Origin of the sequence: Amycolatopsis sp. w19, assembly GCF_051373225.1 — a bacterium.
Taxonomy (GTDB): Bacteria; Actinomycetota; Actinomycetes; order Mycobacteriales; family Pseudonocardiaceae; genus Amycolatopsis; species Amycolatopsis japonica.
Window position 1 is genome coordinate 40122 of record NZ_JBPQFM010000025.1, and the last position, 24679, is coordinate 64800.

General features: G+C 69.9%; 30 protein-coding genes. 17 read left to right on the top strand and 13 right to left on the bottom strand.

The genetic code is table 11. From position 1 onward, the window contains the following. Positions 1 to 15 precede the first annotated feature (15 nt). Positions 16 to 1764, top strand: coding sequence for a protein kinase domain-containing protein (locus tag ACSMFO_RS34390; RefSeq protein ID WP_436461872.1), 1749 nt, complete (start codon positions 16 to 18; stop codon positions 1762 to 1764). An 11-nt stretch (positions 1765 to 1775) separates the two neighbouring features. Beyond that, positions 1776 to 2180 carry an OsmC family protein gene (locus tag ACSMFO_RS34395; protein WP_038509009.1) on the top strand — a complete coding sequence of 135 codons (405 nt, stop codon included), beginning with the start codon at positions 1776 to 1778 and terminating at the stop codon, positions 2178 to 2180. A gap of 72 nt (positions 2181 to 2252) precedes the next feature. On the opposite strand, the gene ACSMFO_RS34400 is transcribed toward ACSMFO_RS34395, so the two are convergent. From ACSMFO_RS34400 to ACSMFO_RS34410, 3 genes are all read right to left on the bottom strand, one after another. Next, on the bottom strand, positions 2253 to 2606 hold the full coding sequence (locus tag ACSMFO_RS34400; RefSeq protein WP_037341500.1) for a hypothetical protein: 354 nt from the start codon (positions 2604 to 2606) through the stop codon (positions 2253 to 2255). Between the two features lie 57 nt (positions 2607 to 2663). Continuing rightward, on the bottom strand, positions 2664 to 4721 hold the full coding sequence (locus ACSMFO_RS34405) for an ATP-dependent DNA helicase (RefSeq protein WP_038509010.1): 2058 nt from the start codon (positions 4719 to 4721) through the stop codon (positions 2664 to 2666). Between the two features lie 95 nt (positions 4722 to 4816). Then, positions 4817 to 5407, bottom strand: coding sequence for a biotin transporter BioY (locus ACSMFO_RS34410; protein ID WP_038509011.1), 591 nt, complete (start codon positions 5405 to 5407; stop codon positions 4817 to 4819). A gap of 143 nt (positions 5408 to 5550) precedes the next feature. Between ACSMFO_RS34410 and ACSMFO_RS34415 the strand changes: the two genes are divergently transcribed. Continuing rightward, positions 5551 to 6216: a choice-of-anchor P family protein gene (locus ACSMFO_RS34415; RefSeq protein WP_436461873.1), complete on the top strand. Its 666-nt coding sequence runs from the start codon at positions 5551 to 5553 to the stop codon at positions 6214 to 6216. 69 nt (positions 6217 to 6285) lie between these two features. Here the strand turns inward: ACSMFO_RS34415 and ACSMFO_RS34420 are convergent, their stop codons facing one another. Genes ACSMFO_RS34420 through ACSMFO_RS34430 form a run of 3 tightly spaced genes read right to left on the bottom strand, consistent with a single transcriptional unit; the run spans position 6286 to position 8835 of the window. Continuing rightward, complete coding sequence (locus ACSMFO_RS34420) at positions 6286 to 6939, bottom strand: bifunctional 4-hydroxy-2-oxoglutarate aldolase/2-dehydro-3-deoxy-phosphogluconate aldolase (RefSeq protein ID WP_436461874.1); 654 nt, start codon at positions 6937 to 6939, stop codon at positions 6286 to 6288. Further along, a complete protein-coding gene (locus tag ACSMFO_RS34425; protein WP_016336791.1) occupies positions 6936 to 7511 on the bottom strand; it encodes an isochorismatase family protein in 576 nt (191 codons plus the stop codon). The genes ACSMFO_RS34420 and ACSMFO_RS34425 overlap by 4 nt, the downstream gene beginning before the upstream one ends. Positions 7512 to 7530: 19 nt before the next feature. After that, positions 7531 to 8835, bottom strand: coding sequence for a nicotinate phosphoribosyltransferase (locus tag ACSMFO_RS34430; protein WP_350584322.1), 1305 nt, complete (start codon positions 8833 to 8835; stop codon positions 7531 to 7533). Positions 8836 to 8909: 74 nt separating this feature from the next. Between ACSMFO_RS34430 and clpS the strand changes: the two genes are divergently transcribed. The 7 genes from clpS to ACSMFO_RS34465 all read left to right on the top strand — a co-directional run bounded on the left by clpS (position 8910) and on the right by ACSMFO_RS34465 (position 13489). Continuing rightward, on the top strand, positions 8910 to 9209 hold the full coding sequence (gene clpS / locus ACSMFO_RS34435) for an ATP-dependent Clp protease adapter ClpS (RefSeq protein WP_005165655.1): 300 nt from the start codon (positions 8910 to 8912) through the stop codon (positions 9207 to 9209). Further along, positions 9206 to 9763, top strand: a complete 558-nt coding sequence (locus ACSMFO_RS34440) for a DUF2017 domain-containing protein (RefSeq protein ID WP_007028265.1) — start codon at positions 9206 to 9208, stop codon at positions 9761 to 9763. The genes clpS and ACSMFO_RS34440 overlap by 4 nt, the downstream gene beginning before the upstream one ends. Beyond that, positions 9760 to 10752 (top strand): P1 family peptidase, encoded by a 993-nt coding sequence (locus ACSMFO_RS34445; RefSeq protein ID WP_436461875.1) that lies wholly within the window; start codon positions 9760 to 9762, stop codon positions 10750 to 10752. The genes ACSMFO_RS34440 and ACSMFO_RS34445 overlap by 4 nt, the downstream gene beginning before the upstream one ends. A 120-nt stretch (positions 10753 to 10872) precedes the next feature. Next, positions 10873 to 11289 carry a Mov34/MPN/PAD-1 family protein gene (locus tag ACSMFO_RS34450; RefSeq protein WP_016336788.1) on the top strand — a complete coding sequence of 139 codons (417 nt, stop codon included), beginning with the start codon at positions 10873 to 10875 and terminating at the stop codon, positions 11287 to 11289. Positions 11290 to 11364: 75 nt separating this feature from the next. Continuing rightward, the gene (locus ACSMFO_RS34455) at positions 11365 to 11637 is read left to right on the top strand and encodes a MoaD/ThiS family protein (protein ID WP_005165659.1); all 273 of its coding nucleotides are present in this window, start codon (positions 11365 to 11367) and stop codon (positions 11635 to 11637) included. A gap of 3 nt (positions 11638 to 11640) precedes the next feature. Then, the gene (locus ACSMFO_RS34460; RefSeq protein ID WP_037341526.1) at positions 11641 to 12591 is read left to right on the top strand and encodes a PLP-dependent cysteine synthase family protein; all 951 of its coding nucleotides are present in this window, start codon (positions 11641 to 11643) and stop codon (positions 12589 to 12591) included. Between the two features lie 184 nt (positions 12592 to 12775). After that, positions 12776 to 13489, top strand: coding sequence for an aspartate/glutamate racemase family protein (locus tag ACSMFO_RS34465; protein ID WP_436461876.1), 714 nt, complete (start codon positions 12776 to 12778; stop codon positions 13487 to 13489). On the opposite strand, the gene ACSMFO_RS34470 is transcribed toward ACSMFO_RS34465, so the two are convergent. Continuing rightward, a complete protein-coding gene (locus tag ACSMFO_RS34470) occupies positions 13450 to 14322 on the bottom strand; it encodes an arylamine N-acetyltransferase family protein (RefSeq protein WP_436461877.1) in 873 nt (290 codons plus the stop codon). The genes ACSMFO_RS34465 and ACSMFO_RS34470 overlap by 40 nt on opposite strands. Positions 14323 to 14404: 82 nt before the next feature. On the opposite strand from ACSMFO_RS34470, the gene ACSMFO_RS34475 reads away from it, so the two are divergent. From ACSMFO_RS34475 to rdgB, 5 genes are read left to right on the top strand one after another with little or no spacing between them, the layout of a single operon-like run. Then, on the top strand, positions 14405 to 15073 hold the full coding sequence (locus ACSMFO_RS34475; RefSeq protein WP_038509017.1) for a rhomboid family intramembrane serine protease: 669 nt from the start codon (positions 14405 to 14407) through the stop codon (positions 15071 to 15073). Further along, entirely contained in the window at positions 15070 to 15876 is an 807-nt protein-coding gene (gene murI, locus ACSMFO_RS34480; RefSeq protein ID WP_007028257.1) for a glutamate racemase, read from the top strand. Before ACSMFO_RS34475 ends, murI begins: the two co-directional genes overlap by 4 nt. A 29-nt stretch (positions 15877 to 15905) precedes the next feature. After that, the gene (locus ACSMFO_RS34485) at positions 15906 to 16673 is read left to right on the top strand and encodes an MBL fold metallo-hydrolase (RefSeq protein ID WP_436461878.1); all 768 of its coding nucleotides are present in this window, start codon (positions 15906 to 15908) and stop codon (positions 16671 to 16673) included. A gap of 23 nt (positions 16674 to 16696) precedes the next feature. Further along, complete coding sequence (gene rph, locus ACSMFO_RS34490) at positions 16697 to 17473, top strand: ribonuclease PH (RefSeq protein ID WP_037342521.1); 777 nt, start codon at positions 16697 to 16699, stop codon at positions 17471 to 17473. After that, a complete protein-coding gene (gene rdgB / locus ACSMFO_RS34495; protein ID WP_378429429.1) occupies positions 17470 to 18075 on the top strand; it encodes an RdgB/HAM1 family non-canonical purine NTP pyrophosphatase in 606 nt (201 codons plus the stop codon). Before rph ends, rdgB begins: the two co-directional genes overlap by 4 nt. 52 nt (positions 18076 to 18127) lie before the next feature. Here rdgB and bcp read toward each other — a convergent pair whose 3' ends face one another. The 3 genes from bcp to ACSMFO_RS34510 form a co-directional block, all read right to left on the bottom strand. Beyond that, complete coding sequence (gene bcp / locus ACSMFO_RS34500; RefSeq protein ID WP_436461879.1) at positions 18128 to 18601, bottom strand: thioredoxin-dependent thiol peroxidase; 474 nt, start codon at positions 18599 to 18601, stop codon at positions 18128 to 18130. A 28-nt stretch (positions 18602 to 18629) separates the two neighbouring features. Further along, positions 18630 to 19175 (bottom strand): hypothetical protein, encoded by a 546-nt coding sequence (locus ACSMFO_RS34505; protein WP_436461880.1) that lies wholly within the window; start codon positions 19173 to 19175, stop codon positions 18630 to 18632. Positions 19176 to 19376: 201 nt separating this feature from the next. Beyond that, entirely contained in the window at positions 19377 to 19559 is a 183-nt protein-coding gene (locus ACSMFO_RS34510; RefSeq protein ID WP_007028251.1) for a hypothetical protein, read from the bottom strand. Positions 19560 to 19689: 130 nt separating this feature from the next. Here ACSMFO_RS34510 and ACSMFO_RS34515 point away from each other — a divergent pair, with 130 nt between their 5' ends. After that, positions 19690 to 20649, top strand: coding sequence for a glycoside hydrolase family 25 protein (locus tag ACSMFO_RS34515; protein ID WP_436461881.1), 960 nt, complete (start codon positions 19690 to 19692; stop codon positions 20647 to 20649). 94 nt (positions 20650 to 20743) lie between these two features. After that, the gene (locus ACSMFO_RS34520) at positions 20744 to 21046 is read left to right on the top strand and encodes a hypothetical protein (RefSeq protein WP_436461882.1); all 303 of its coding nucleotides are present in this window, start codon (positions 20744 to 20746) and stop codon (positions 21044 to 21046) included. Positions 21047 to 21050: 4 nt separating this feature from the next. Here ACSMFO_RS34520 and ACSMFO_RS34525 read toward each other — a convergent pair whose 3' ends face one another. From ACSMFO_RS34525 to ACSMFO_RS34535, 3 genes are read right to left on the bottom strand one after another with little or no spacing between them, the layout of a single operon-like run. Further along, entirely contained in the window at positions 21051 to 21506 is a 456-nt protein-coding gene (locus ACSMFO_RS34525; protein ID WP_038509022.1) for a (2Fe-2S)-binding protein, read from the bottom strand. After that, entirely contained in the window at positions 21503 to 22351 is an 849-nt protein-coding gene (locus ACSMFO_RS34530) for an FAD binding domain-containing protein (protein ID WP_436461883.1), read from the bottom strand. The genes ACSMFO_RS34525 and ACSMFO_RS34530 overlap by 4 nt, the downstream gene beginning before the upstream one ends. After that, positions 22348 to 24678: a xanthine dehydrogenase family protein molybdopterin-binding subunit gene (locus ACSMFO_RS34535; protein WP_436461884.1), complete on the bottom strand. Its 2331-nt coding sequence runs from the start codon at positions 24676 to 24678 to the stop codon at positions 22348 to 22350. The genes ACSMFO_RS34530 and ACSMFO_RS34535 overlap by 4 nt, the downstream gene beginning before the upstream one ends. Between the last annotated feature and the right edge of the window lies 1 nt (position 24679).

Here is a 24679-nt window from a genome sequence, read left to right on the forward strand (position 1 = left end):
TCCTATACTCCCCGCATGGGTGATCGGCTGATCGCCGGGCGCTATCGCTTGGAGGAGCGGATCGGCGCCGGGGGTATGGGCGTGGTCTGGCGTGCCACCGATCTGGACCTCGGGCGGGTCGTCGCCCTCAAGCGTTCGCAGGCGGGCGACAGCGGTCAGATCCGGCGCGAGGCGCGCATCGGCGCCGGCCTGCATCATCCGAACGTGGTCACTGTTTTCGACGCCGTGATCGACGGTGACGATCGCTGGCTGGTGATGGAGTACCTGCCCTCGCGCAGCCTCGCCGACGTCATCGACTCCGACGGGCCGCTGCCACCCGGCAAGGTGGCCAAGATCGGCGTCCAGCTCGCCGCGGCGCTCGCGGCGATGCACGAAAAAGGCATGGTCCACCGCGACCTCAAACCGGGCAACGTCCTGGTGGCCGACGACGGCACCGCCAAACTCACCGACCTCGGCATCGCGCAGTGGGCGGAGGTGACCCGCACCGGCGGCGGTCTCGACGTCGGCACTCCCGGCTACGTCGCGCCCGAGATGGCCGAAGGGCGGCAGGCGGGCGCGGCGGCGGACGTGTTCTCGCTCGGCGCGACCCTGTTCGCCGCCGTCGAAGGCACCTCGGTGTGGGGCGACGCGAACGTGGGCCCGTTCGTGCAGCTCCGGCGGGCGACGGCGTACACCCTGGAGCCGATCCGGCGGGCGGGGCCGCTGGCGCCCGCGCTGACCGAACTGTTGCGGCGCAGGCCGGCAGGCAGGCCGAACGCCGTCCGTGCCGCCGAACTGCTGTCCGAAGTCGCGGACGTCGACGGTCCCGTCCGGACGCGACGGTTCCGCGTGCCCAAACGCGCGCTCGCGATCGGTGCCGTCGTGGCGGTGCTGGTGCTGACCGGGGCGCTGTTCCTCGCCACCAGGGAGCCCGCGTCGATCGCGGCGGGGCCGCCGTCCGAGCTGATCGGGGACCGGCGGACGGCGGATCCGTGCGCGCTGGTGGAGCCGTCCGTGCTGAACCATCTCGGGACACCGGAACTGGACAGCGCCGGCGGCAACTTCAACGCGTGCGGTGTCCGGCTGCGCCTGAGCCCCGACGACGAGGACATCGTCGACATCCGGCTCGAACTGACGACGCCGACGTCACCGTTGCTGGACAAGCCGATGCCGGGCCAGCTGATCGTGCGCGAGGTGCCGAGCGACTCGGAAGACAAGTGCGCGCGCGGTATCCCGCTGCCGGACGGCAACCAGGTGTGGGTGCACGCCCGCCACATCAAGAACTGGCACGCGCATCTGTGCGACTACGTCGATCCGGTGGCCACGCACGCGGTGAGCGTGCTGAACCGGGAGCCGGTCGAGCGGCGTCCCGCGCCGTTCCCCGCCGGTTCGCTCGGAAGTCTCGACGCCTGCGCGCTGGGCGGGGACCTGCCGCAGGCGATCGTCGGCGGCCCGGCGACGCCGGATCCGGTCTTCGGCAACTGGGAGTGTTACTGGAACCATCGCGAGACCGAGGTGACGGTCCGGTTCGAACGGGAGCGGGCGCCGTTCGAGGACGACGGCAGACGCGTCGCTCTCGGATCGCGGGAAGCCTTCGTCGAGGTCTCGGCCGAATGGAAGGCTTGTCAGGCGGAGATCCCGCACCGGGGCTTCACCGGCGACGGTCGTGCCATGATCGAGACGGTGGAGATCTACGTCGCGGACAAGGTCAAGCAGCCGGCGGAGATGTGCCCGGCCGCGGAACGGCTCGCCGGCGAGATCGCCCCGAGGCTGCCGCCACTCTGAAAGGAAACACCGTGTCTTTGGAAGTCCAGCGCGACGGTGAGCATCGTTTCATCGGCCGCAACGAACGCGGTGCCGAGGTCGTGATCGGCCGTAAGGGTGCCGAGGGTGCCTTCTCGCCCGCCGAACTGCTGCAGATCGCGGCGGCGGGCTGCTCGGCGGTCACCGCCGAGAACCTCATCACGCGCCGGATCGGGGAGGACTCGAAGTTCCGCGTCGGCGTGACCGCGGACAGGCGCGAAGACGCTTCGGAGCTCGACGCCGTCCACGTGGCTTTCGACGTCGACGTGTCCTCGCTGCCCGCCGCGGATCGAGAGGCGCTCGCGGCGGCGGTGGATCGCGCCATCGAGCGGTTGTGCACGGTGAGCCGGACGCTGAAGAAGGGCATCCCGGTCACCGAGAGCTTCCCCGTCGAGTAGCCGCCTCCGGATGCCATGAAAGGTCCTTTCCTTGCAAAATTCGCAAGGAAAGGACCTTTCATGGCACTTGGCTCAGTGTTTGGCGGCGTGGCCTTCGGAGCTCCACACCACGTACGCCTCGTCGGCGTCGGTGGTCATGGCCTCGATGAACTTCTCGTTGTCGAAGCCGGGCAGCGTCTGCAGCCGCTCGATCAGCGCGTCGGCGGCCGGGTCGCCGCTGGGGATCGCGGTGCCCTTCCCGTCGGCGCCCGCGAGCATGAAGAAGACGTCTTCCTTCCACGGGCCTTCAGGGATCACTCTGACCACCACCGCGGACAGCTCGGACCACGTGACGGCTTCTTCGCTGCCGTCCGCGAGCTGGCGCCGCACTCCGGTGTCATCGACGCTGACGGTCCGGGATTGTGCGTTGGGCGACTCCTGGGACAACCGGTTCTCCCTGTCTTCGGCGTTCCGTTAACGGTACTCGGCCGTGTTCCAGGCCACTCAGGCCGGGGCGGCCGCGTCGAGGCGGCGCAGCGCGTCGCGGGCGACCTTCGGGTCCATGGTCGGCCAGAACGGCGGCAGCGAGGCACGCAGGAATCCGCCGTAGCGGGCGGTGGCCAGCCGCGAATCCAGGATCGCCACGACCCCGCGATCGGTGACCGAACGGTGCAGCCGTCCGGTGCCCTGCGCGAGCAGCAGCGCGGCATGCGTGGCCGCGACGGTGAGGAACCCGTTGCCGCCCCTGGCTTCCACGGCCCGCTGCCGCGCCGACGAGACCGGATCGTCCGGGCGGGGGAACGGGATCCTGTCGACCACCACGAGCTGAAGCGACGGGCCGGGCACGTCGACGCCCTGCCACAGCGACAGCGTGCCGAACAGGCACGTGCGCGCGTCCTCGGAGAACTTCTGCACCAGCAGGCCGGTGGCGTCGTCGCCCTGGCAGAGGATCGGCAGGTCGAGCCGCTCCCGCATCTCCTCGGTGGCCTGCTTCGCCGCGCGCATCGAGGAGAACAGGCCGAGTGTGCGCCCGCCCGCGGCCTCGATCAGCTCGGCCAGCTCATCCATCGTCGAGGGCTGCAACCCGTCCCGGCCCGGCGGCGGCAGGTGTTTGGCCAGGTAGAGGATGCCGTTGCGTTTGTGGTCGAACGGCGAACCGACGTCGAGGCCGGTCCACTTCGGGCCCTCGGCGTCGTCGCTGTCGGCGGGTGCGGCCTTGTCCGTCGCCGCGCCCGGCGCCTTCTCGACCCTGGCCCCGCCGGGCGGGAGACCCCACTGCCGGGCCATCGTGTCGAACGTGCCGCCCAAGGTCAGCGTCGCCGACGTGAGGACGGTGGTGTGCTGGTTGAAGACGCGCTCGCGCAGCAGGCCGGCGACACCGAGCGGAGCGACCTTCAGCGCGGGCGGGCGCGGGTTCGTGGAGAAGCGGTCCCCGGTCAGCCAGACGACGTCACGCTGATGCGCCTTGTCGTCGTCGAAGGCTTCGAGCAGCCGGACGGCGGTGTCGTGGACCTCTTCGAGCAGTGACCGCGCCAGTTTGCGGGCCGTGGCCTCGTCGACGTCCTCCTTGCGGTCCTTGCCGAGCGAGGTGAGGCAGCGGTGCGCGGCGTCGCGGACCGCGGGGATCGCGCCGGTGAGGGCCTGTGGCAGCGAGTCCATGCGGCCCGAGGGCATGTCGTCGAGGATGAGGGCCAGCCCGTCGCTCGCCTCCAGCAGCTGATCGGCCACCTCGTCGTCGACCAGTTTCCCGCAGCGCCGGGCGGCGGCGGAGACCATGCCGCTGGTCAGCTCGCCGGTCGCCACGGAGGTCACGCGGTCCACCAGGTCGTGCGCCTCGTCGATGATCACCAGATCGTGCTCGGGCAGCACCTGATAGCCCTGCAACGCGTCGATCGCCAGCAGCGCGTGGTTGGTGATCACGACGTCGGCCTTGCCCGCCTCGGCGCGGGACCGCTCGGCGAAGCAGTCCGTGCCGATGGGGCAGCGTGAAGCGCCCAGGCATTCCTTGGCGGTGACGGACACCTGGCGCCACGCCTGGTCCGAAACGCCGGGGACCAGCTCGTCGCGATCACCGGTTTCGGTGTCGGACGACCATTCCCGCAGCCGCGTGACCTCCTTGCCGAGCCGGGAGACGGCGAACGGGTCGAACAGCTGCTGGTCTTCCGGCTCGTCCGGGGCGCCGGAATCGAGCCGATGGAGACAGAGGTAGTTACGGCGGCCCTTGAGGATCGCGAAAGTGGGCTCGCGGCCGAGGGGCTTCTTGAGCGCCTTCGCCAATCGGGGGAGATCCCTGTCGACGAGCTGACGCTGCAGCGCGATGGTGGCCGTGGAGACCACGACCGTGGCCTCCTTCTCGACCGCGTGCCGGATCGCGGGGACGAGATAGGCCAACGACTTCCCGGTGCCCGTGCCCGCCTGGACGGCCAGATGCTCGCCGGTGCGGATGGCGCGGCCGACGGCGTCCGCCATCTTGACCTGGCCCTCGCGCTCGGCACCGCCCACGGACTCGACCGCGTGGGTCAGGAGTTCGAGGACACCGGGGAAATCAGCACGGGAAGGCACGGGACAAGACGATAGCCGGGGGCACCGTCAAGATCGTCCGCCCCGTGCGATGAAAGGACCTTTCATTGCGGCTCGTGGGGCGGTGAAAGGACCGGTCACGACTCCTTGCGGAAGCGCGAGACCAGCGCCCAGGTGCCCGGAAGCAGCGCCGCCGCGACGGCGATCTTCAGCGCGTCCCCGATCAGGAACGGCACGACACCCTTGTCGAGCGCGGTCGACAGACCCATGCCGGTCGACGCCATCAGCCACGGCACGCCGACCGAGTAGATGGCGAGGTTGCCGAGCACCATCGTCCCCGCCGTGCGCAGCGGCGTGCGGTCACCGCCGCGGCCGGCGAGCGCGCCCACCAGGGCGCCCGCTAGCACGAAGCCGACGATGTAGCCGGCGCTGGCGCCGAACAGGCCCGAAGAACCGTTCTGGAACCAGCCGAACCCGGCCGCGCCGACGGCGAGGTACAGCGCCATCGACAGCGCGCCGCGCTTCCAGCCGAGCGCGGCGCCGACCAGCAGGGCGGCGAACGTCTGGCCGGTCATCGGCACCGGCGAGCCGGGGACCGGGATCAGGATCTGCGCGGCCACACCGGTCAGGGCGGCGCCACCGGCGACCAGGACCGCGTCACGGACCAGTGCGCCGGGAACGAGGTCGGCGAGTACCGGGCGGGTGCCGGTCACGGACAGCGAAGACACTCAGACCTCCTATGAGTACACGAATGTGAACCGAGGTTAACGTCAGATGGCGGGGCGCGGACCGAATGTCGGCCACCTCACGATCCACTCGACCGGGTGGCATGACCCTGCACGGGACAGGCGGTTGGTGGAGGCTGCCGGACATGAGGAAACCCGTTTCGAGGCTGTTGTCGGTGACGATGCTGACCGGGGCGCTGGTGACGGGGGGACCGGCGATCGCGTCGGCCGGGCCCGTGCCCGCGACGGCGGCCGCGTCGGTCGGTTCGCTCGACGTGGAGATCGGCGACGAACACGTGGTCACCGGCGAGCTGGCGCCGTGCGACGTCGACGGCCCCTTGAACGCGAAGACCCAGGGCGGATCCACCGGCGATTTCGCCCGGTTCGGCGGCGGTGAGTCGCGCTGCGGCCGCAACGGTGCGGCGGCGATCGGTGAGGCGGCCGGGCGGCGCTTCGAGACCACCCTGCTCAAGCGGTTCGGCGGCCCGGTGATCAAGGTTCGCACGTTCATGGCGAAATGCAGTACCACCGAGGACGGAAGCCTCGGCTACATCGAGTTCGGCGACGTCACCGGGTTCACGCTGCCGGAGAACATCCCGCAGAACTACCGGCTGACCATCTCCGGCGGCAAGGGCGGGACGGCGCTGGCGTCGCTCACGGTCAACGAGACCGTCACGCCGACGCCGCCCGACGGCAGCCTCGTGACGCACATGCTGCACATCAAGCTGTTCCCGCAGGGCGGCGGGCCCGCGAAGGGCGACATCTACCTCGGGACCGCGCGCTGCGACCCGTACGGCAAGAAGAAGCCCTGACGCCCCGCGTTTCGTCCTCTGAATGCGGTCCTTGCACACGCAAGTACCGCATTCAGAGGACGAAATGCGTCAGGTGCGCGAGACGTACTTCGCGGCCGCGGCGACGAACTCACTCGCCCGGGTGGCGAGATCGGCCAGCGAGCCACTCGAGGTGAGCGCGTCGCCGAGCAGCGGCGTGGCGGCCGCGACGGCGATCGAACCCGACTCGAGGTACTTCGCGACTTCGGCCAGGTGGACACCGCCCGTCGGGACGAGCGGGATGTCCGGCATCGGCGCCCGGATCGCCCGCAGGTAGGCGATCCCGCCGACGGCCGCGATCGGGAACACCTTCACCGCCGCCGCGCCGAGACGCCACGCCTGGTCGATCTCGGTCGGGGTCAGCGCGCCGCAGATCACCGGCAGCCCGCGTTCGTGCGCGCGCTCCATGACCAGCGGGTTCACCGTCGGCGTGACCAGGAACATCGCGCCCGCGTCCGCCGCTTTGTCCACATCGGACACTTCACGCACGCTGCCGGCGCCGACGTACGCGTCGTCGCCGAGCTTCTTCCGGATGGTCGCGATGGCGTCCGTGGCGCCCGGCGTGGTCAACGCCGCTTCGAGTACCCGCACGCCCGCCGCGTGCAGCACCGTCGCGGCGTCGGCGAACCGGCTCGCGTCCACGGCCCGCAGGATCGCGACGAGCCGGTTTTCGATCAAGGTGTCCTGGAGGTCGTGCTGGATCATGCGGCGGGGACCGGCGCCTTCCCGGTGTAGGTCACGCCGGCCTCGTCGAAGTCCTTGAGCGCGGCGTCGACCGTCGGCTGCGAACCGCCGACCGTGAGGTCGAGCAGCACCCGCACGGTGAAGCCCGCCTTCGCCGCGTCGAGCGCCGTCGCGCGGACGCAGAAGTCGGTCGCGATGCCGACGACGTCGACCTCGGTGACGTCGTGCTCCTTCAGCCACGCGTCGAGCGTCTTGCCGTCGCGCGCGTTGCCCTCGAAACCGGAGTACGCGGCGGTGTACTCGCCCTTGGAGAACACCTCGCTGATCGGGACCACGTCGAGCGCGGGGTGGAACGACGCGCCGGAGGTGCCCGCGACGCAGTGCCGCGGCCAGCTGTCCTTGAAGTCCGGCGTCTCGCTGAAGTGGTCGCCCGGGTCGATGTGGTAGTCGCGAGTGGCGACGACGTGCGCGTAGCCACCCTCCGCGGCCTGCTTGGAGATCGCTTCGGCGGCGGCGGCGCCACCGGGCAGGCCGAGCGACCCGCCCTCGCAGAAGTCGTTCTGCACATCGACCACGATCAAGGCGGTCCCCATGTGTTGCTCCTGAGTCTCTTTAGACGAATACGGTCGGGATGGCGGGCTCCCCGTGCGAGAGCTTGAGGCCTTCCCACGGAAGGCTCACCAGCGCCCGCCGAAGCCGCTGGCGCGCGTCGTCCAGCGTGGGCAAATCATCCACCGTCCGGCCGCCCCGGACCAGCGGAATCTGCAATTCGTGGTCGTTCGGTCCCCGTTCCGGGACCGGCGAGGCGGCCGTCCAGATCACCTCTTCGACGGCGGTGCCGGTCTCGCGGTGCCGTCGCAGCGCGGATTTCCGCCCGCCGCGGGATTCCTTGTGCGCGCTGCGCTTCGCGACCGGTTTGCCGTCGACATCGACGAGCTTGTAGACCATCCCCGCGGTCGGCGCGCCGGAACCGGTGACGACCGAGGTCCCGACGCCGTACGCGTCGACGGGTTCCGCCCGCAGCGCCGCGATCGCGTGTTCGTCGAGGTCGCCCGACACCACGATGCGGGTGTCCTTGGCGCCGAGGGCGTCCAGCTGCTCGCGGGCCTTGCGCGCCAGCGGGCCCACGTCGCCGGAGTCGATGCGGATCGCGCCGAGCTCGGTGCCCGCCACCCGGACGGCCGTTTCGATGCCCTTGGTGATGTCGTAGGTGTCCACCAGGAGGGTGGTGTCGGCGCCCATCTTGTCCACCTGCGCGCGGAACGCCTGCTCTTCGCTGTCGTGCAGCAACATGAACGCGTGCGCGACGGTGCCCCGCGTCGGGATGCCGTAGCGGCGTCCGGCTTCGAGGTTGGAGGTCGTGGCGAATCCGGCGAGGTACGCGGCCCGCGCGGCGGCGACGGCGGCGTACTCGTGCGTGCGGCGGCCGCCCATCTCGATGATCGGCCTGCCGTGCGCGGCGCCCGACATCCGCGCCGCCGCGGACGCGATCGCGCTGTCGTGGTTGAGGATCGAGAGGATCAGCGTCTCCAGTACGACGGCCTCGCCGAAGGAACCGGTGACGGTCATGATCGGGGAGCCGGGGAAGTAGAGCTCGCCCTCGGGGTAACCGTGGACGTCCCCCGAGAAGGAGTAGTCCGCGAGCCACGAAAGTGTGGCGTCGTCGACCACGGCCGTCGCTTCCAGCTGGCTCAGCTCGGCGTCGGTGAACCGGAAGTCCGCGATCGCGTCGAGGACCCGGCCGGTGCCCGCGACGACGCCGTAGCGGCGGCCGTCGGGCAGACGACGTGCGAAGACCTCGAAGACGCACGGCCGGTCCGCCGTCCCGTCGGACAGGGCGCTGGCCAGCATGGTCAGCTCGTAGTGGTCGGTGAGCAGCGCGGTGCTGGCGCCAGTGGCCGCCTCGGGGAAACCCATGGCACCAGCCTATTCACCCACATGGCCGGACCTGCCAGCCCGTACCGGATCGGGCCCGTGACACCATGGAGTGCATGTCCACGCCTGTCGCATCCGAGCAGACGCAGGTTGATCCACAGGGAGTAGAAGTCGTCTCTGAGGACAAACCCTGGCGGACGGTCGTCTGGAACGATCCGGTGAACCTCATGTCGTATGTGACGTACGTGTTCCAGAAGCTGTTCGGTTACAGCCGGGACCACGCGACGAAGCTGATGCTCGACGTGCACCAGAAGGGCAAGGCGATCGTGTCCTCCGGTTCCAAGGAGAAGGTGGAGACCGACGTCGCGAAACTGCACGCGGCCGGCCTCTGGGCGACCATGGAGCAGCCTTCATGAACGGATGGCGCCGCAAGGGCGAGACCATCGTCGCCGGCTTCGAGCAGCAGGAGGCCGCCGTGCTGCGCGGTCTGGTCAGCCAGCTGGAGGACATGCTCACCGCGCGCGCCGAGGAGGCGCCGCAGGACGAGCTCGCCGAGCTGACCGGGATCCGCACCGGCCCGACCGAATCGCCGGACGACCCGGTGCTTTCGCGGCTGCTGCCGGACTTCCACAAGCTCGACCCGGACAACCCGACCCGCGAGGACATCGACTCGGCCGCCGCGATGCGGTCGATCCACGAGCCCGAGCTGCTGGACAAGAAGGTCGGCGTCGCGAAGATCGTGCTGGACACCCTGCCGCGTGACGGCGGGAACGTGCGGCTGACCTTCGAGCAGGCCGACGCGTGGCTGGGCGCGCTCAACGACGTCCGCCTGGCGCTGGGCACCGCGCTCGACGTCACCGAGGACATGCCCGACGAACTGCCCGAGGACGATCCGCGCGCGCCGCATCTCGGCGTCTACCACTGGCTGACCTGGGTGCAGGAGACCCTCATCCAGTCGCTGACGTCATGATCACCGACGTCCCCGGCGTGCTGGTCGGGCACCACGAGCGGGTCGGCGACGGCTGGGCGACCGGGACGACGGTCGTGCTGGTGCCCGGTGGCGCCGTCGGGGCCGTCGACCAGCGCGGCGGCGCGCCCGGCACGCGGGAGACCAACCTGCTGGAGCCGGAGAACCTGGTCCAGCACGTCAACGCGATCTGCCTGTCCGGCGGGAGTGCGTACGGACTGGCCGCCGCGGACGGCGTCATGCGCTGGCTGGCCGAGCGGAACCAGGGCATCCCGGTGGGGACCCAGCCGTACGAGGTGGTGCCCATCGTGCCCGCCGCGGTGTTGTTCGACCTGCCGCGCGGTGACTGGGGCAACCGTCCGGACGCCTCCTTCGGTTACGCGGCGTGCCAAGCGGCCAAGGACGGCCCGGTGCCGTCGGGGACCGTCGGCGCGGGCGCCGGGGCGAAGGCGGGATCACTCAAAGGTGGGATCGGGACGGCCTCGGAGAAGGTCGGCGAGTTCACTGTCGGCGTCGTCGCCGCCGTGAACGCCGCCGGCGAGGCCGTCGATCTCTCGACCGGCCGCGCCTACGCGGCGGATCACGAGGTCGACGGCGAGTTCGGCGTCCGCTGGCCCGACCGGCCCGGCGACGTCGAGGCGAAGGCCGCGGGGCTCAACACGACCATCGGCGTGGTCGCGGTCGACGCGGCACTGTCCAAGGCGGAGGCGCGACGGCTCGCGGTGGCCGCTCAGGACGGTCTCGCCAGGGCGGTGCGGCCCGCGCACACGATGTTCGACGGCGACACGGTGTTCGCGCTGGCGACCGGCGACCGGGAGCTTCCCGGCGGTGCGGGTCCCGTCGCGGCGGCGCGGCGTGCGCTGGTGCTGGACAAGCTGTGCTCGGCGGCCGCGCGGGTGTTCGGGCGGGCGATGGTGCACGGTGTGCTGTCCGCCACTGCGGCGGGGGACATGCGGGCGTACCGGGACGTCTGGCCCGAAGCGCTCTCCTGACCCCGCGTTTCGTCCTCTGAATGCGGTCCTTGCGTGGGCAACTACCGCATTCAGAGGACGAAACGCGGGGGTGAGTGGCGGCGATCTCAGAGTGTGGACCGGCTCTGTCCAGCACCTAAGATGGGCGACGTGCTCCGGATCCGCCGTGAACTCGTCGACGAGATCGTCGCCCATGCCCGTCGTGACCATCCCGATGAGGCGTGCGGGGTGATCGCCGGTCCCGAGGGATCGGACAGCCCCGAGCGGTACATCCCGATGCTGAACGCGGCGCGTTCGCCCACGTTCTACGAATTCGACTCGGGTGATCTGCTCAAGCTCTACCGCGAGATGGACGCCAACGACGAGGTGCCGGTGGTCATCTACCACTCGCACACCGCGACCGACGCCTACCCGTCCCGCACCGATGTCTCGTACGCCTCGGAACCCGACGCGCACTACGTGCTCGTTTCCACCAAGGACCCCGATTCGCATCAGTTCCGGTCGTACCGGATCGTGGACGGGGAGATCACCGAGGAGCCCGTCGAGATCATCGGCTGAACCCGCCCCGTCCGGGAATAACCCGGACCGGCCCGAACGTCTGCGTTGCAGAGAACCCACCGGAGGTAGAAAACCATGGCCGTGACCGTGTCCATCCCGACCATCCTGCGTACGCACACCGGCGGCGAGAAGTCCGTCGAGGCGACCGGCAAGACCGTGCTCGAGGTGATCGACGACATCGAGTCCCGCCACGGCGGCCTCAAGGCCCGCCTGGTCAAGGAAGAGAAGCTGCACCGCTTCGTCAACGTCTACGTCAACGACGAGGACGTCCGCTTCTCCGGCGGTCTCGAGGCGGAGGTCAAGGACGGCGACACCCTGACCATCCTGCCCGCCGTGGCCGGTGGCTGATCGATGGCTCGCTTCGAGTCGCTGCTCGACGCGCTCGGCGGCACCCCGCTGGTCGGCCTTCCCCGGCTTTCGCCCACCCACGACGTGCGGTTGTGGGCGAAGCTGGAGGACCGCAACCCGACCGGTTCGATCAAGGATCGCCCCGCGCTGGCGATGATCGAGGCCGCCGAGCGTGAAGGCACGCTCCGGCGCGGCTCCACGATCCTGGAGCCGACGTCGGGCAACACCGGGATCGCGCTCGCCATGGCCGCGAAGCTCAAGGGCTACGGCCTGGTGTGCGTGATGCCGGAGAACACCTCGACCGAGCGCAAGCAGCTGCTGCAGGCGTACGGCGCGCGGATCGTCTTCTCCCCGGCCGCCGGCGGGTCGAACGAGGCCGTGCGCCGGGCGAAGGAGCTCGCCGAGGCCAACCCGGACTGGGTGATGCTCTACCAGTACGGCAACCCGGCCAACGCCGACGCGCACTATCGCGGCACCGGGCCCGAACTGCTCAAGGACCTGCCGACGCTGACGCATTTCGTCGGCGGCCTCGGCACCACCGGCACGCTGGTCGGCGTCGGGCGCTACCTGCACGAGGCGAAGCCGGACGTGCAGATCATCGCGGCCGAACCGCGCTACGGCGAGCTGGTCTATGGCCTGCGGAACCTCGACGAGGGCTTCGTCCCGGAGCTTTACGACGCCAGCGTGCTCAACGGCCGGTACTCCGTCGGCGCGTACGACGCGCTTCGCCGGACACGTGAACTGCTGGAGCACGAAGGCATCTTCGCGGGGATCTCGACCGGTGCCGTACTGCACGCCGCGCTGGCCGTCGCCGAGAAGGCCGCCGCCGCGGGGAAGCCCGCCGACGTGGCCTTCGTGGTCGCCGACGCGGGGTGGAAGTACCTCTCGACGGGCGCGTACTCCGGCTCGCTCGACGAAGCGGCTCAAAGGCTCGACGGGCAGCTCTGGGCCTGACCCCCTCTGCGCGCGCTATGAAAGGTCCTTTCCTTGCAAATTTTGCAAGGAAAGGACCTTTCATAGCGTTCGGGACGGGGCAGCCGGATGTCATGAAAGGGTCGTTCAGGACGAAAAACGTCCTGAACGACCCTTTCATGACATTTGGGGAGCGAGGCGGTCCGGCGCTGGCACGATGGTGGCCATGAAGGTCATCGGGTTGCTGGGCGGGATGAGCTGGGAATCGTCGGCCGAGTACTACCGGCTGGTGAACGAGCGCGTCCGTGAGCTGCGCGGCGGGTACCACTCCGCGCGCACCGTGCTGTACTCCGTGGACTTCGCCGAAATCGAGGCGATGCAGGCCGACGGCCGTTGGGATGAAGCCGGACGGGAACTGAACCGCGCCGCACGCGCTCTCGAAGCCGCCGGAGCGGATTTCGTCGTCCTCTGCACCAACACGATGCACAAGGTCGCCGACCGGCTCACCGACGGTCTGGGCGTCCCGCTCCTGCATCTCGCCGACACCACTGCCGTCGCCATCAAGGCCGCAGGCATCAAGCGCGTCGGGCTGCTGGGCACCGGTTTCACCATGGCCCAGCCGTTCTACCGCGAACGCCTCGCCGCGCACGGCCTCGACGTGCTCGTGCCGGACGAGGACGACCGCGAGACGGTGCACCGGGTCATCTACGACGAACTCGTCCACGGCGTGGTCACCGAGGAATCCCGTGAGCGGTACCGCGAGGTCATCGCGAGGCTCGTGGAAGCGGGCGCGGAAGGTGTGATCTACGGCTGCACGGAGATCGAACTGCTCGTCGGTCCGGAAGACAGCACGGTGCCCACGTTCCCCACGACGAGGCTGCACGCCGAAGCGGCCGTGGACTACGCGCTGGGCAAGGCCTCACTCCCTCCCGTGGTGTGACGTTCGTGCTGGGCGACGGCCTGCCGCCACAGCCTGTCCTGTTCTTCAGCGGTGAATCCGCCGCGAGGCACGCCGAAGACGTCCTCGATGGCCGTCCACCACTCGGCCGGTGAGTCCAGCACGGTCTTACCGCCCGGCAGACCGGTCAAGGTCAGCGCGCGCAGCGAGTCCACGCCGTCGGCGTCGCGCCGTTGCAGCACCAGCGTGCGGACGAAGCCGGAATCCTCCGCCGTCGACAGCTCGACGTGCTTCTCGGCGAAGTCGGCCATCACGGCCGTCTCCGGCGCGAAATCCATCCCGACGAAACTGCCCTGCGGGTCGTGGTCGAACCGCCAGCCGCCGGGCGTGATCTCCGAGCGCCGGATCCGGAACACCAGCGGACCCTGTTTGTACTCGCCCTCACGCAGCGGGAGCGGCTCGTGGATGCCGTCCCCGAGCCCTACGTCGACCAGCCAGCCGACTTCGGGCGTCTCCGGCAGCCCGGTCACCGTCAGGGCCAGGTGGTTGAGGTGGATGCCCGCCTCCCCGCCCGGCATCTGCGCTCCGCTCGGATGCCGGGTGACCTGGTAACCGAGCGCCCCCAGCAGGGCCGAGAACGCGCCGTTGAGGTGATAGCAGTAGCCACCGCGGCCGGCGGCGATCCGGCCGAACGACACCGCCGGGTCCAGCGAGGTCAGCCGGCCGAGCTGGACTTCGAAATCTTCGTACGGCACGCGCTCCACATGGGCCGCGTGCAGGCGGAAAAGGGCGTCGAGGCTCGGCGGCTCGTGCTCGAGGCCGAGTCGCGCGAGGTAGGCGGGCACGTCGACGTGCTCGGAAGAAGGGAACCCCATGTGATCGACCGTAGCGGGCACCACCGACAAATCAGGGTTCTCACGGAGGCGATCCCGCCGATCCGCGTCGTAGCCTGGGGAGGTGACCACATTGCCTCCCCAGCCGGTCCCGGCGAGCGAGTCGTCCGGTACGGATCCGGCCAAACGCGTCCTGCCGCCGAACCCGAGGGCCGCCGCGATCGTGGCGCTCGCCTTCACCGCGCTGCTCTACCTGGTCGAGCTGGTCGACGTCGTGCTGCCCCTCGACCTCGATCAGAGCGGGGGCATCGTCGCCCGTGAGGTCTCCGATCTCGACGGCGTGCTCTGGGCGCCACTGCTGCACGCGGGCTGGGGGCACCTGTTCTCCAACACCGTCCCGGTGCTGGTGTTCGCCTTCCTCGCGATGTCCGCGGGTATCGGCCGATGGGTGCTGGTCACGGCGATCATCTGGGTGCTCTCCGGCCTCGGCGTCTGGCTGATCGCGCCGAGCGGCACGGTGACCGTCGGAGCGTCCGGCGTCGCGTTCGGCTGGCTCGCGTTCCTGCTGGTCAGGGGCATTTTCAACCGCGCCGTCGGGCAGATCCTGGTGGCCGTGGTGCTGCTGGGCATCTGGAGCGGGATGCTCTGGGGACTGCTTCCTGGTGACACGGGCATCTCCTGGCAGGGGCACCTGTTCGGCGCGCTTTCCGGGGTGTTCGCGGCCTGGTTGATGGCGCGGGCCGACAGGTCCCAGGCCAAGAAAGCGGCGGGCCCCGGTAGCCTCGCCGTGTGACCAAGCCGAGCGCCGACGCCCCGATCGGCGTCTTCGATTCCGGAGTGGGCGGGCTCACCGTCGCCAGGGCGATCCTGGAGCAGCTGCCCGGTGAGCAGCTGCGCTACGTCGGCGACACCGCCCGCAACCCGTACGGTCCGCTTCCCATCGCGACGGCACGCCAGTACGCGCTGGAAGCGCTGGACGACATCGTCGAAGGCGGGGTGAAGGCGCTGGTCATCGCCTGCAACACCGCCTCGGCCGCCTGCCTTCGCGACGCGAGGGAGCGCTACGACGTCCCCGTGATCGAGGTCGTCCTCCCGGCCGCGCGCCGGGCCGTGTCCGCCACGCGTTCCGGGCGTATCGGCGTGATCGGCACCGAGGGCACCGTCCGGTCCCGCGCCTACGACGACGCCTTCAACGCCGCGCAGGACGTCGAGATCACCAGCGTCGCGTGCCCGCGGTTCGTGGACTTCGTCGAACGCGGGATCACCACCGGCCGTCAGGTGCTCGGGCTCGCGCAGGGCTATCTGGAACCACTGCTGGACGCGCAGGTCGACACGCTGGTCATGGGCTGCACGCACTACCCGTTGCTCTCCGGGGTGCTGCAGATCGTCATGGGCCAGGACGTCACGCTGGTGTCCAGCGCCGAGGAGACCGCGCGTGACCTCGTGCGCGTCCTCACCGAGGCCGATCTCCTCGCCGAGCGCGACACCCCGCCGCGGCACGAGTTCGTCGCCACCGGATCCGCCGAGCCGTTCACCAGACTCGCTCAGCGGTTCATGGGCTTCGCTCCGGGTGTGCTGGCTCCCACCAGCGCGTAAATCGCCGATTCCGTGCTTAAGGTGTCACAGTGCGTCTCACGATCCTCGGCTGCTCAGGCAGCATCCCCGGGCCTGACGCCGCCGCGTCCGGCTATCTGCTCGAGGCGGACGGGTTCGTCCTGGGGCTCGAACTCGGCAACGGGACGCTCGCCAGGCTGCAGGCCCTGCGCGACCCGTTCGACCTGGACGCGTTGATCCTTTCGCACCTCCACCCCGATCATTGCGCCGACGTCAGCGCGCTCACCGTGCTGCGCCGCTACCACCCGGCGCTGCCGTATCCGGCGAGGCCGCGGCGGCTCCCGGTGTACGGGCCGTCGGACGTGCACGAGCGGCTCGCCCACGCGTACGCCGCGAACGAGGGCGAGCGGGCGACCACCGATCTTTCCGACGTCTTCGCCTTCGAGGCACTGCGGTCGGAGCCCATGGAGATCGGGCCGTTCGAGGTCACCGCGGTCCCCGTCGACCATCCGACCCCGGCGTTCGGCCTGCGGTTCGCGTACGGCGGCAAGACCTTCGCGTACACCGGCGACACGGGCGTCTGCGACACCCTGACCGATCTCGCCTGTGGCGTCGACGTCCTGCTGTCCGAAGCGTCGTGGACCGATTCGCCCGACCGGCCCGCCGGCGTCCATCTGTCCGGCAAGGAGGCGGGCGAGCTGGGACGCAAGGCCGGGGCGGGGCGGCTGCTGCTCACCCACGTCGCGCCCTGGACCGACCGGGACGCCGTCCTCGCCGAGGCGGCCGTCGCGTTCCCCGCGGCCGAGCTGGTCGAGCAGGGCGCCGTCTACGACCTCTGACGCGGGGTTCTAGAGTGGCGGCCGTGGCGAGAAAAGACGGCAGGAACGACGACCAGCTTCGCGACATCAAGATCACCCGCGGTTTTCAGCGGTGGCCCGCGGGATCGGTGTTGATCGAATTCGGCGACACCCGGGTGCTGTGCGCGGCGAGCGTCACCGAAGGCGTCCCCCGCTGGCGGGCCGGTTCCGGCCTCGGCTGGGTCACCGCCGAGTACGCGATGCTGCCGTCGGCGACCAACACCCGCAGCGACCGCGAATCCATCAAGGGCCGCGTCGGCGGCCGCACGCACGAGATCTCCCGGCTGATCGGCCGGTCCCTGCGCGCCTGCATCGACCTGGCGGCGTTGGGGGAGAACACGATCGTCATCGACTGCGACGTCATCCAGGCCGACGGCGGCACCCGCACGGCCGCGGTGACCGGCGGCTACGTCGCGCTCGCCGACGCCGTCACCTGGCTCGGCGCGGCGGGCCGCCTCGCCGACCCGCAGCCGCTTTCGTCTTCGGTGGCCGCGGTGAGCGTGGGCGTCGTCGACGGCCGGGTGCGCCTCGACCTGCCCTACGAAGAGGACTCGCGCGCGGAGGTCGACATGAACGTCGTCGCCACCGACGCGGGCACCCTGATCGAGGTGCAGGGCACCGGCGAGGGCGCGACCTTCGCACGGTCCACTTTGGACACCATGCTGGACGTGGCGCTGGCGGGCTGCGAGGAACTGACCCGTCTGCAGACCGAAGCGCTCGCGTTGCCGTACCCCGGCGAACTCCCCGAGCCGCGCCCCGACAAGAAGAAGGGCGCCAAGTGACCAAGCTGCTCCTCGCCACCCGTAACGCGAAGAAGCTCGGCGAGCTCCGGCGCATCCTGGTGGCGGAGGGGATCGAGGGCGTCGAGGTCATCGGCCTCGCCGACGTCCCCGAGTTCCCCGAAGCACCCGAAACCGCTCCGGACTTCGAAGGCAACGCGCTCGCGAAGGCCCAGGACGCGGCCGCCGCGACCGGTCTCCCGGCCATCGCCGACGATTCGGGTATCACCGTCGACGCGCTCAACGGTATGCCGGGCGTGCTCTCGGCGCGCTGGTCGGGCAAGCACGGCGACGACGAGGCGAACCTGGATCTCGTGCTGGCACAGCTGTCCGACACGCCCGACGAGCGGATGGGCGCGGCCTTCGTCTGCGCGGCCGCGCTGGTCGTCCCCGGCGGCGACGAAACCGTGGTGCGCGGGGAATGGCGAGGCTCGCTGATCCGGGAACGCCGCGGTGCCAACGGATTCGGCTACGACCCGATCTTCGTGCCCGAAGGGGGGACGCGGACCTCGGCGGAGCTGGAACCGTCCGAAAAGGACGAAGCTTCGCACCGGGGGAAGGCGTTGCGGGCGTTGGTGGGGGAGCTGCGGAAGCTGGCGGGTTGAGTTGGTCGTGAGTGGCGTTTCGGGTTAGAACCCGAAACGCCACTCACGAGGCTCACGCGAGCGAGAGGTCCCGCAGCAGCTTCGCGACGTGCCCGGTAGCCCGCACGTTGTACTGCGCCACCGCGATCTTGCCCTCAGGGTCGACGACGAACGTCGAGCGGATGACGCCCTCGTAGACCCTGCCGTAGTTCTTCTTCTCGCCGAAGGCGCTGTACGCCTTCAGGGCCGTCTTCTCCGCGTCGGAGAGCAGCGGGAACGTCAGTCCTTCCGCCTCGACGAACTTCGCCAGCTTCGCGGGCTTGTCGGGCGAGATGCCGAGCACCTGGTAGCCGGCGTCGTTGAGTTGCGCGAGGCTGTCCCGGAAGTCGCAGGCCTGCTTCGTGCAGCCCGGCGTGCCGGCGTTCGGGTAGAAGTACACGACGACCGACTTGCCGCGGAAGTCGCTGAGCTTGACGTCGTTGCCCTCGCTGTCGGGGAGGGTGAAGTCGGGCGCTTTGTCGCCGGGGGAAAGTCGCTGCTCGGTCATGACGCACACGGTAGCGAAACCGGCGGCGTCAGACCTTTCCGCAGTACTTCGCGGCGACGGGCTCCGACGGGCTCGGCCGCACCTGCAGGCGCAGCTTCACCGGCCTGTCCGGAACGGCGAACGCCAGGTTCAGGTGGACCGACCGGCCGGGCGCGACGTCCTTGCCGGCATCCGCGACGCCGTTGTAGCCCTGCACCGGGTCGACGACCTGTTTGACCGCCGCGGTCTCCCCGTCGACCTCACCGGTCACGGACAGCCCGGAGAGCCGGTACGTGCCGTCGCCCGCGTTCGTCACCTCGATGCCGAAGGCCACCGCGCGCGGGCTCTGCGGATACGCCGACGCGCCGGGGCGGAACGACTTCGGCGCGGAAACGGAGATCGTGACGCCGGTCGCGAACCGGTGCGGGGCGCCGAACGCCAGGTCGCCTTCCGCGTGCGTCGCGGCCAAACCCTGCGCGGGGGCGTCCGCGCCGAGCACGGCGGCACCTTTTTCCGGTGCCGGGACCCCGCACGCGGCCGCCAGCATCAGCGAGCAGGCGGCGATGAAGAGCTTCGGGGTGCGCGGGGGCGCCATGTGCGGTTACTCCAGTCGGAGGTGCGGGTGGGCCGTTCGAGGTAGGTATTAGTGCCGAAGAGTCCAGAGTGACGGTCTCCTGCAGCCGAGAGGAGCGGCACGGCCGGGTTGAGGCGCACCTGGTGTACAGCCGTGGCCGATCCGTGATCGGAAGGGTACGGCTAGTGACAGCCGTCACCTCGATGGCACATCCGCGACGGGTCAGACGGCGAAGGCGAAGAACAGGATGAAGATCGCCAGACCGGACACCCAGGCCACGATCAGCCAGCCGAAATCGCGCATCGGATCGACCGCCCGGCTCTCCTCGCCCGGGACGTAGACGCCGCGCTCTTCGAACCAGTCCGCCCACCGGGTCAGCCAGCGAAAGGGGCTTCGAGACGCCATGGTGGTCACAGTACGGGCATGGGTGAGCCGCGTCAGCCACGGAGGGGCCGCCCGAAAGGGCGAATCGGGCGAACCAGTTATCGCCCACTAGGCCCTTTTGTCCAACTGGTTCACCCGTCAGGCTGTAACGATGGCGCTGGGAATAGATATCTACAGTCGCTTTCAATCCGTTACCAATTGGCAGGCCGTCAAGGACCACGGCGTGACGTTCGTCTTCGTCAAGCTCAGCGACGGCGGAGGACTCCCGAACGGCGGCCGCAACACCGGCGACGCGTTGGTGGCAGGGGCGAGATCCGTGGGAATCCCGGTGGGGGGATATCACTACGCCCAGGCGAGTCCTTCGCCGGAGGCGCAGGCGGACGTGCTGATCGGGGAGGTCCGGCGACTCGGGGCGACCGGATGTGTCCCGATGCTCGATCTCGAGGACAACCCGCCGGGTTCGGGAACGCCGAACATCCCCGACTCGCGCAAGCGGGACTTCTCGATCAGATTCTGCAACCGCGTGGCCGGGCACGGCTTCCGGCCGGGCATCTACATGAACAACTCGCTCGCCAAGATGCTGCGTCCCGACCAGTTCGGCGTACTGGATCTCGTCATTTGGATCGCGCGCTACGGCGCGAAACCCGATCCGGCCGCCGGCCGCTACGACGTCCACCAGTATTCGGACGCCGGCCAGATCCCCGGTATCCGCGCGAGCGGTGTCGATCTCAACGAGTCCTACACGAACGCCCACTTGACCGGCGGCGGCGCCGCCCCGAAGCGGAAGGCGACGACAGAACTCATGGAACGCAGGACCATTCCGGCCAGTCCCTCGACCACCTCCGTGCGGCTGTTCCTCTCCGGCAGTGAGACGGCCGCGATCATCGTCCGCCCGCGTGTCGACGGGGACGGCATCACCGACGCGCCCGTATGGCAGGGCAACATCTACGCCTGGGGCAGCGACAAGGTCGGCGTCGGCGGTAATCCCTTGCAGACGCCCGGATTCAACCCGAAGACGGTTTCGCACCGGCGGTACCACCTGCCGGGCGCGGTGTGGGCCGACTTCGAATACAGCTCGAACATGGAGTTCGAGATCGACATCGTCGGCTGAGCGCGGAGTACATGAAGGCCCCCTTCCTTGCGCCTAGGTACAGGAAGGGGGCCTTCATGTCATGATGAGCGCATGACGAGCTTCCGAAAGGCCGATGCCGCGTAAGGCGCCCGCTCTGGTCCGGCAGGAGTTTTCGCCCGTGCTCGCCGCCCGGATCTCGCGGCTCGAACGTTCCCGCAACTACCTCGGGCCAGGCGCGGTCCGGACCGCACTTCGCCTCTGGCGAGAGTTCATCGCGGACCCGTACCGGCGCCTCCGGGTCGACAGCGAAGGCTGCGGCGTCTGGGAGTGTTGCGGCGATCCCTGGCAGGCGAGGGAAATGCTCGAAGGCGTGCTTCTCTCCCTCCCCAGGCGTTCCGCCGCGGAGCTGCGGCGGCACATCCACGACGAGTGGTGATCCCTCACCGGGCCGCGTCCCGGACGGCGTCCACGATGAACTGGTATCCCGTGCACCGGCACAGATTCCCCGAGATCGCCTGCCGGATCTCGGCGTCCGTCGGGTCCGGGTTCTCCTTCAGCAGTTCGGTCGCCGTCGCCAGCATCCCTGGCGTGCAGAAGCCGCACTGCAGCCCATGGTGCTTCCGGAACGACTCCTGCAGCGGATGCAGTTCGCCGTCCGACGCCAACCCCTCGACCGTGACGATCTCCGACCCGTCCACCTGCACCGCCAGCAGGCAGCACGCACGCGCGCTCGCCCCGTCGAGGGTGATCGTGCACGAGCCGCAGACGCCGTGTTCGCAGCCGACGTGCACCCCGGTGAAACCCAGGTCGTGGCGCAGGAAATCGGCCAGCGTCCGCCGTGGTTCGCAGTCCGCGCGGTAGGTCCGGCCGTTCACCGTCAGGGTGACCGTGATCATGCGCCCTCCTTGGCTCGCCTGAGCGCCCGCCGGGTGAGCACCGCGGCCATCTCGCGCCGGTAGTCGGCTGGGGCGTGGAGATCGCCGGGCGGATCGGTCGCCGCGGCGGTGAGATCCGCGGCGAGAGTGATCGCGTCGTCGGTCATGGGCCCGCCGGTGAGCGACTCTTCGGCGGCAGTGGCCCGGATCGGTGCCGGACCTGCGCCCGCGACGGCGATCCGCGCGGATTCGCAGACCTCACCGGCGATCGTCACGGTCGCGAAGACGGCGACCAGCGCGAGATCGCGACTCCGCCTGCTCAGTTCTTCGACGGCCCAGCCGCCTCGATGCGACGGCACCGAAATCCGCGTCAGCAACTCGCCCCGGCCCAACGCCGTCCGATGCGGGCCGAGGAAGAAGTCCCGTGCCGCGACGGTCCGTTCGCCGGAAGCGCCGCGGACGGTGAAATCGGCGTCGAGCGCGACCATCACCGCGGGCAGTTCCGCGGCCGGATCGGCGTGCGCGAGACTGCCGCCGATCGTGCCCCGGTTCCGGATGGCGACGTGCCCCACGTGGCCGAGCGCCTCGGCGAGCAGGGGGATTTCGGACCGGACGACGGCGGACGTCTCGACCGCGCGGTGCCGGGTGAGCGCGCCGATCTCCAGCCGTCCGTTCTCCTTGCGCAGGAAGGAAAGTTCGTCGAGGCGGTTGATGTCGACCACCAGCGACGGGCGTGCTTGACGCAGGTTCAGCAACGGCACGAGGCTTTGCCCACCTGCCAGCGCCCGCGCGTCCGGGGTGCCCAGGGCTTCGATGGCCTCGTCGAGCGACGTAGCCCGCAAGTACTCGAACGGCGCGGCCTTCACCGGGCCGCTCCCCGCTTCAGCGCGGCCAGCACCCGTGGCGGCGTGATCGGCAGCGAGGTGATGTCCACGTCGTGTTCGCGCAGCGCGTCCTCGACGGCGTGCGCGATCGCCGCGCCGCCGCCGATCACGCCCGCTTCCCCCATTCCCTTGAACCCGCCGGGAACGTGCTCGGCGGGAGTCGTCATATGCGACACCGAGAACGGCGGGATCTCGGTCGCGGTCGGCAGCAGATACCCGGTGAACGACGTGGTCTCCATCCGGCCGTCGGCGCCGTAGACCAGTTCCTCGTACAGCGCCCCGCCGATCGCCTGCGCCGCGCCGCCGTGCAGCTGCCCGTCCACGATCGTCGGATTGATGACAGTGCCGCAGTCGTGCGCGATCAGGTAGTCCAGGAGCGTCACGACGCCGGTTTCCTTGTCGACTTCGGCGAGGACGGCGGTGCAGCCGAACGAGGTCGCGACGTTGACCGGGTCGTAGACCTCGCGTTCCTCCAGCGTCGGCGTCTCGTCCTCGGGCCAGACGCCGTTCAGCCGCCGGTACGCCGCGTCGCCGATCGCGGCGAGGGTGACCTGCCTGCCGGGTACGCCTTTCACCGCGACGACACCGTCCTGAATGGACAGATCATCGGGGGATGCCTCCAGGATGTGCCCGGCCACCCGCAGGATCTTCGCCCGCAGCCGGGTCGACGCGTTCAGCACGGCCGCGCCACCGACGGCCGCCCCTCGGCTCGCCGCCGTGCCGTAGCCGGTGTACGGACAGCTTTGGGTGTCCCCGGAGAGCACGGTGACGTGGTCGAGCGGGACGCCGAGCGTATGCGCGGCCACCTGCGCCAGCGTCGTGTGGATGCCCTGCCCGATCGCGGACAGTCCGGTGTGGACGGTCACGTGGCCGGTCGAGTCGACCCGCACGACCTCCTCGTCGAACCCGGAATGCCCCAATCCGGCGAGGTTGATGATCCGGCTCGGCCCGAAACCGGTCAGTTCGTTGTGGAACGCGTACCCGATACCGACACCGTCGCCACGACGTTCCGCCCAGCCCGCGTCCTCGACGGCCTTCAAACAAAGATCCAGGCAGTCCTCGTAACGGCCGCTGTCGTAGACGAACACCGGCCCCTGATACGGAAACGCTTCCGGTGGGATGAAGTTCTTGCGCCGCACGGCATGCGCGTCCATGCCGAGCCGTCTCGCCAGCTGCTCCACCAGGTGTTCGTGCACGAAGTTCGCCTTCGGCAGGCCGTAACCGCGGAACGAGCCGTACGGCGACCGGTTCGTCATCACGGCGACGAGGGTGAGTTCCGCGTTCGGGATGGCGTACGGCCCGGTCAGCAGGGCGGTCGTCGTCCAGCACGGGCTGGCGCCGACGGACCCGAGGACGCCGCCGAGGACGCCGTACACGGTGGCGCGCAGGCCGGTGATCGTGCCGTCGTCCTTGGCCGCGAGTTCGACGTCGATCTTCTGCTCGCGCGAGTGCGCGTTGGCGACGAAGCTCTCCGCTCGGTCCTCGATGAGCTTGACCGGTTTCCCGGTGCGCCGCGAGAGGATCGCCGCGACGACTTCCTCGGCGTAGAAGTCGAACTTGTTCCCGAAGCCGCCGCCGACGTCGGGCGTGCGCACGCGGATCCGGTCCATCGAGAGCCCGAAGACCTCGCCGAACAGTTCACGCGCGAGGTTGGGCGCCTGCGTGGCGAGCCAGACGTCGAGCCGGTCGGTGAACGGGTCCCAGGTCGCCACCACACCCCGCGTTTCGATCGGCGTGCCCATCTGGCGGGCGAACCGGAACGACTCGGTGAGCACGACGTCGGCTTCGGCGAACGCGGTGACCACGTCACCCATCGGGATGGTCCCGGTGCCGGCGATGTTGTCCGGCCAGTCCTCGTAGAGCCTCGGCGCGTCGTCCGCGAGAGCCTGTTCGAGAGTGCCGGCGGCGGGGAGTTCCTCGTACTCGACCTCGATCAGTTCCAGCGCGTCCTCGGCGGTCGCCCGGTCCTTCGCCGCGACGGCCGCGACGCCTTGGCCGTGGTAGCGCACCTTGCCGATGGCCAGGGCGTGGGTCTCGGGCGTCCGCATGTCCGGCAGATTCGACCAGATCACCGGTTGGGGTGTCTTCGTGATCGCCCGGACGTCCTCGCCGGTGATCACGGCGTACACGCCGGGATGGGCTTCCGCCGCAGTGGTGTCGACGCGCAGGATCCGCGCGTGCGGCAGGGGACTGCGGAGGACGGCGGCCTCCAGCATTCCCGGCAGCCGTACGTCGTCGATGTACCGCGCCCGCCCGGTCAGCAGGCGGACGTCCTCCTGCCGGGTCACGCTCGCGCCGATCAGCCCCATG

Coding starts and splice junctions, on each gene's coding strand:
- ACSMFO_RS34525 (WP_038509022.1), bottom strand. CDS start 21,506: ATGATCACGGTCACCCTGACGGTGAACGGCCGGACCTACCGCGCGGAC.
- bcp (WP_436461879.1), bottom strand. CDS start 18,601: ATGACCGAGCAGCGACTTTCCCCCGGCGACAAAGCGCCCGACTTCACC.
- ACSMFO_RS34425 (WP_016336791.1), bottom strand. CDS start 7,511: ATGGGGACCGCCTTGATCGTGGTCGATGTGCAGAACGACTTCTGCGAG.
- ACSMFO_RS34535 (WP_436461884.1), bottom strand. CDS start 24,678: ATGGGGCTGATCGGCGCGAGCGTGACCCGGCAGGAGGACGTCCGCCTG.
- ACSMFO_RS34510 (WP_007028251.1), bottom strand. CDS start 19,559: ATGGCGTCTCGAAGCCCCTTTCGCTGGCTGACCCGGTGGGCGGACTGG.
- ACSMFO_RS34455 (WP_005165659.1), top strand. CDS start 11,365: ATGGCCGTGACCGTGTCCATCCCGACCATCCTGCGTACGCACACCGGC.
- ACSMFO_RS34390 (WP_436461872.1), top strand. CDS start 16: ATGGGTGATCGGCTGATCGCCGGGCGCTATCGCTTGGAGGAGCGGATC.
- clpS (WP_005165655.1), top strand. CDS start 8,910: ATGTCCACGCCTGTCGCATCCGAGCAGACGCAGGTTGATCCACAGGGA.
- ACSMFO_RS34440 (WP_007028265.1), top strand. CDS start 9,206: ATGAACGGATGGCGCCGCAAGGGCGAGACCATCGTCGCCGGCTTCGAG.
- ACSMFO_RS34430 (WP_350584322.1), bottom strand. CDS start 8,835: ATGGGTTTCCCCGAGGCGGCCACTGGCGCCAGCACCGCGCTGCTCACC.
- ACSMFO_RS34460 (WP_037341526.1), top strand. CDS start 11,641: ATGGCTCGCTTCGAGTCGCTGCTCGACGCGCTCGGCGGCACCCCGCTG.
- ACSMFO_RS34420 (WP_436461874.1), bottom strand. CDS start 6,939: ATGATCCAGCACGACCTCCAGGACACCTTGATCGAAAACCGGCTCGTC.
- ACSMFO_RS34445 (WP_436461875.1), top strand. CDS start 9,760: ATGATCACCGACGTCCCCGGCGTGCTGGTCGGGCACCACGAGCGGGTC.
- ACSMFO_RS34470 (WP_436461877.1), bottom strand. CDS start 14,322: ATGGGGTTCCCTTCTTCCGAGCACGTCGACGTGCCCGCCTACCTCGCG.
- ACSMFO_RS34465 (WP_436461876.1), top strand. CDS start 12,776: ATGAAGGTCATCGGGTTGCTGGGCGGGATGAGCTGGGAATCGTCGGCC.
- ACSMFO_RS34505 (WP_436461880.1), bottom strand. CDS start 19,175: ATGGCGCCCCCGCGCACCCCGAAGCTCTTCATCGCCGCCTGCTCGCTG.
- ACSMFO_RS34520 (WP_436461882.1), top strand. CDS start 20,744: ATGCCGCGTAAGGCGCCCGCTCTGGTCCGGCAGGAGTTTTCGCCCGTG.
- ACSMFO_RS34515 (WP_436461881.1), top strand. CDS start 19,690: ATGGCGCTGGGAATAGATATCTACAGTCGCTTTCAATCCGTTACCAAT.
- ACSMFO_RS34415 (WP_436461873.1), top strand. CDS start 5,551: ATGAGGAAACCCGTTTCGAGGCTGTTGTCGGTGACGATGCTGACCGGG.
- ACSMFO_RS34450 (WP_016336788.1), top strand. CDS start 10,873: ATGGGCGACGTGCTCCGGATCCGCCGTGAACTCGTCGACGAGATCGTC.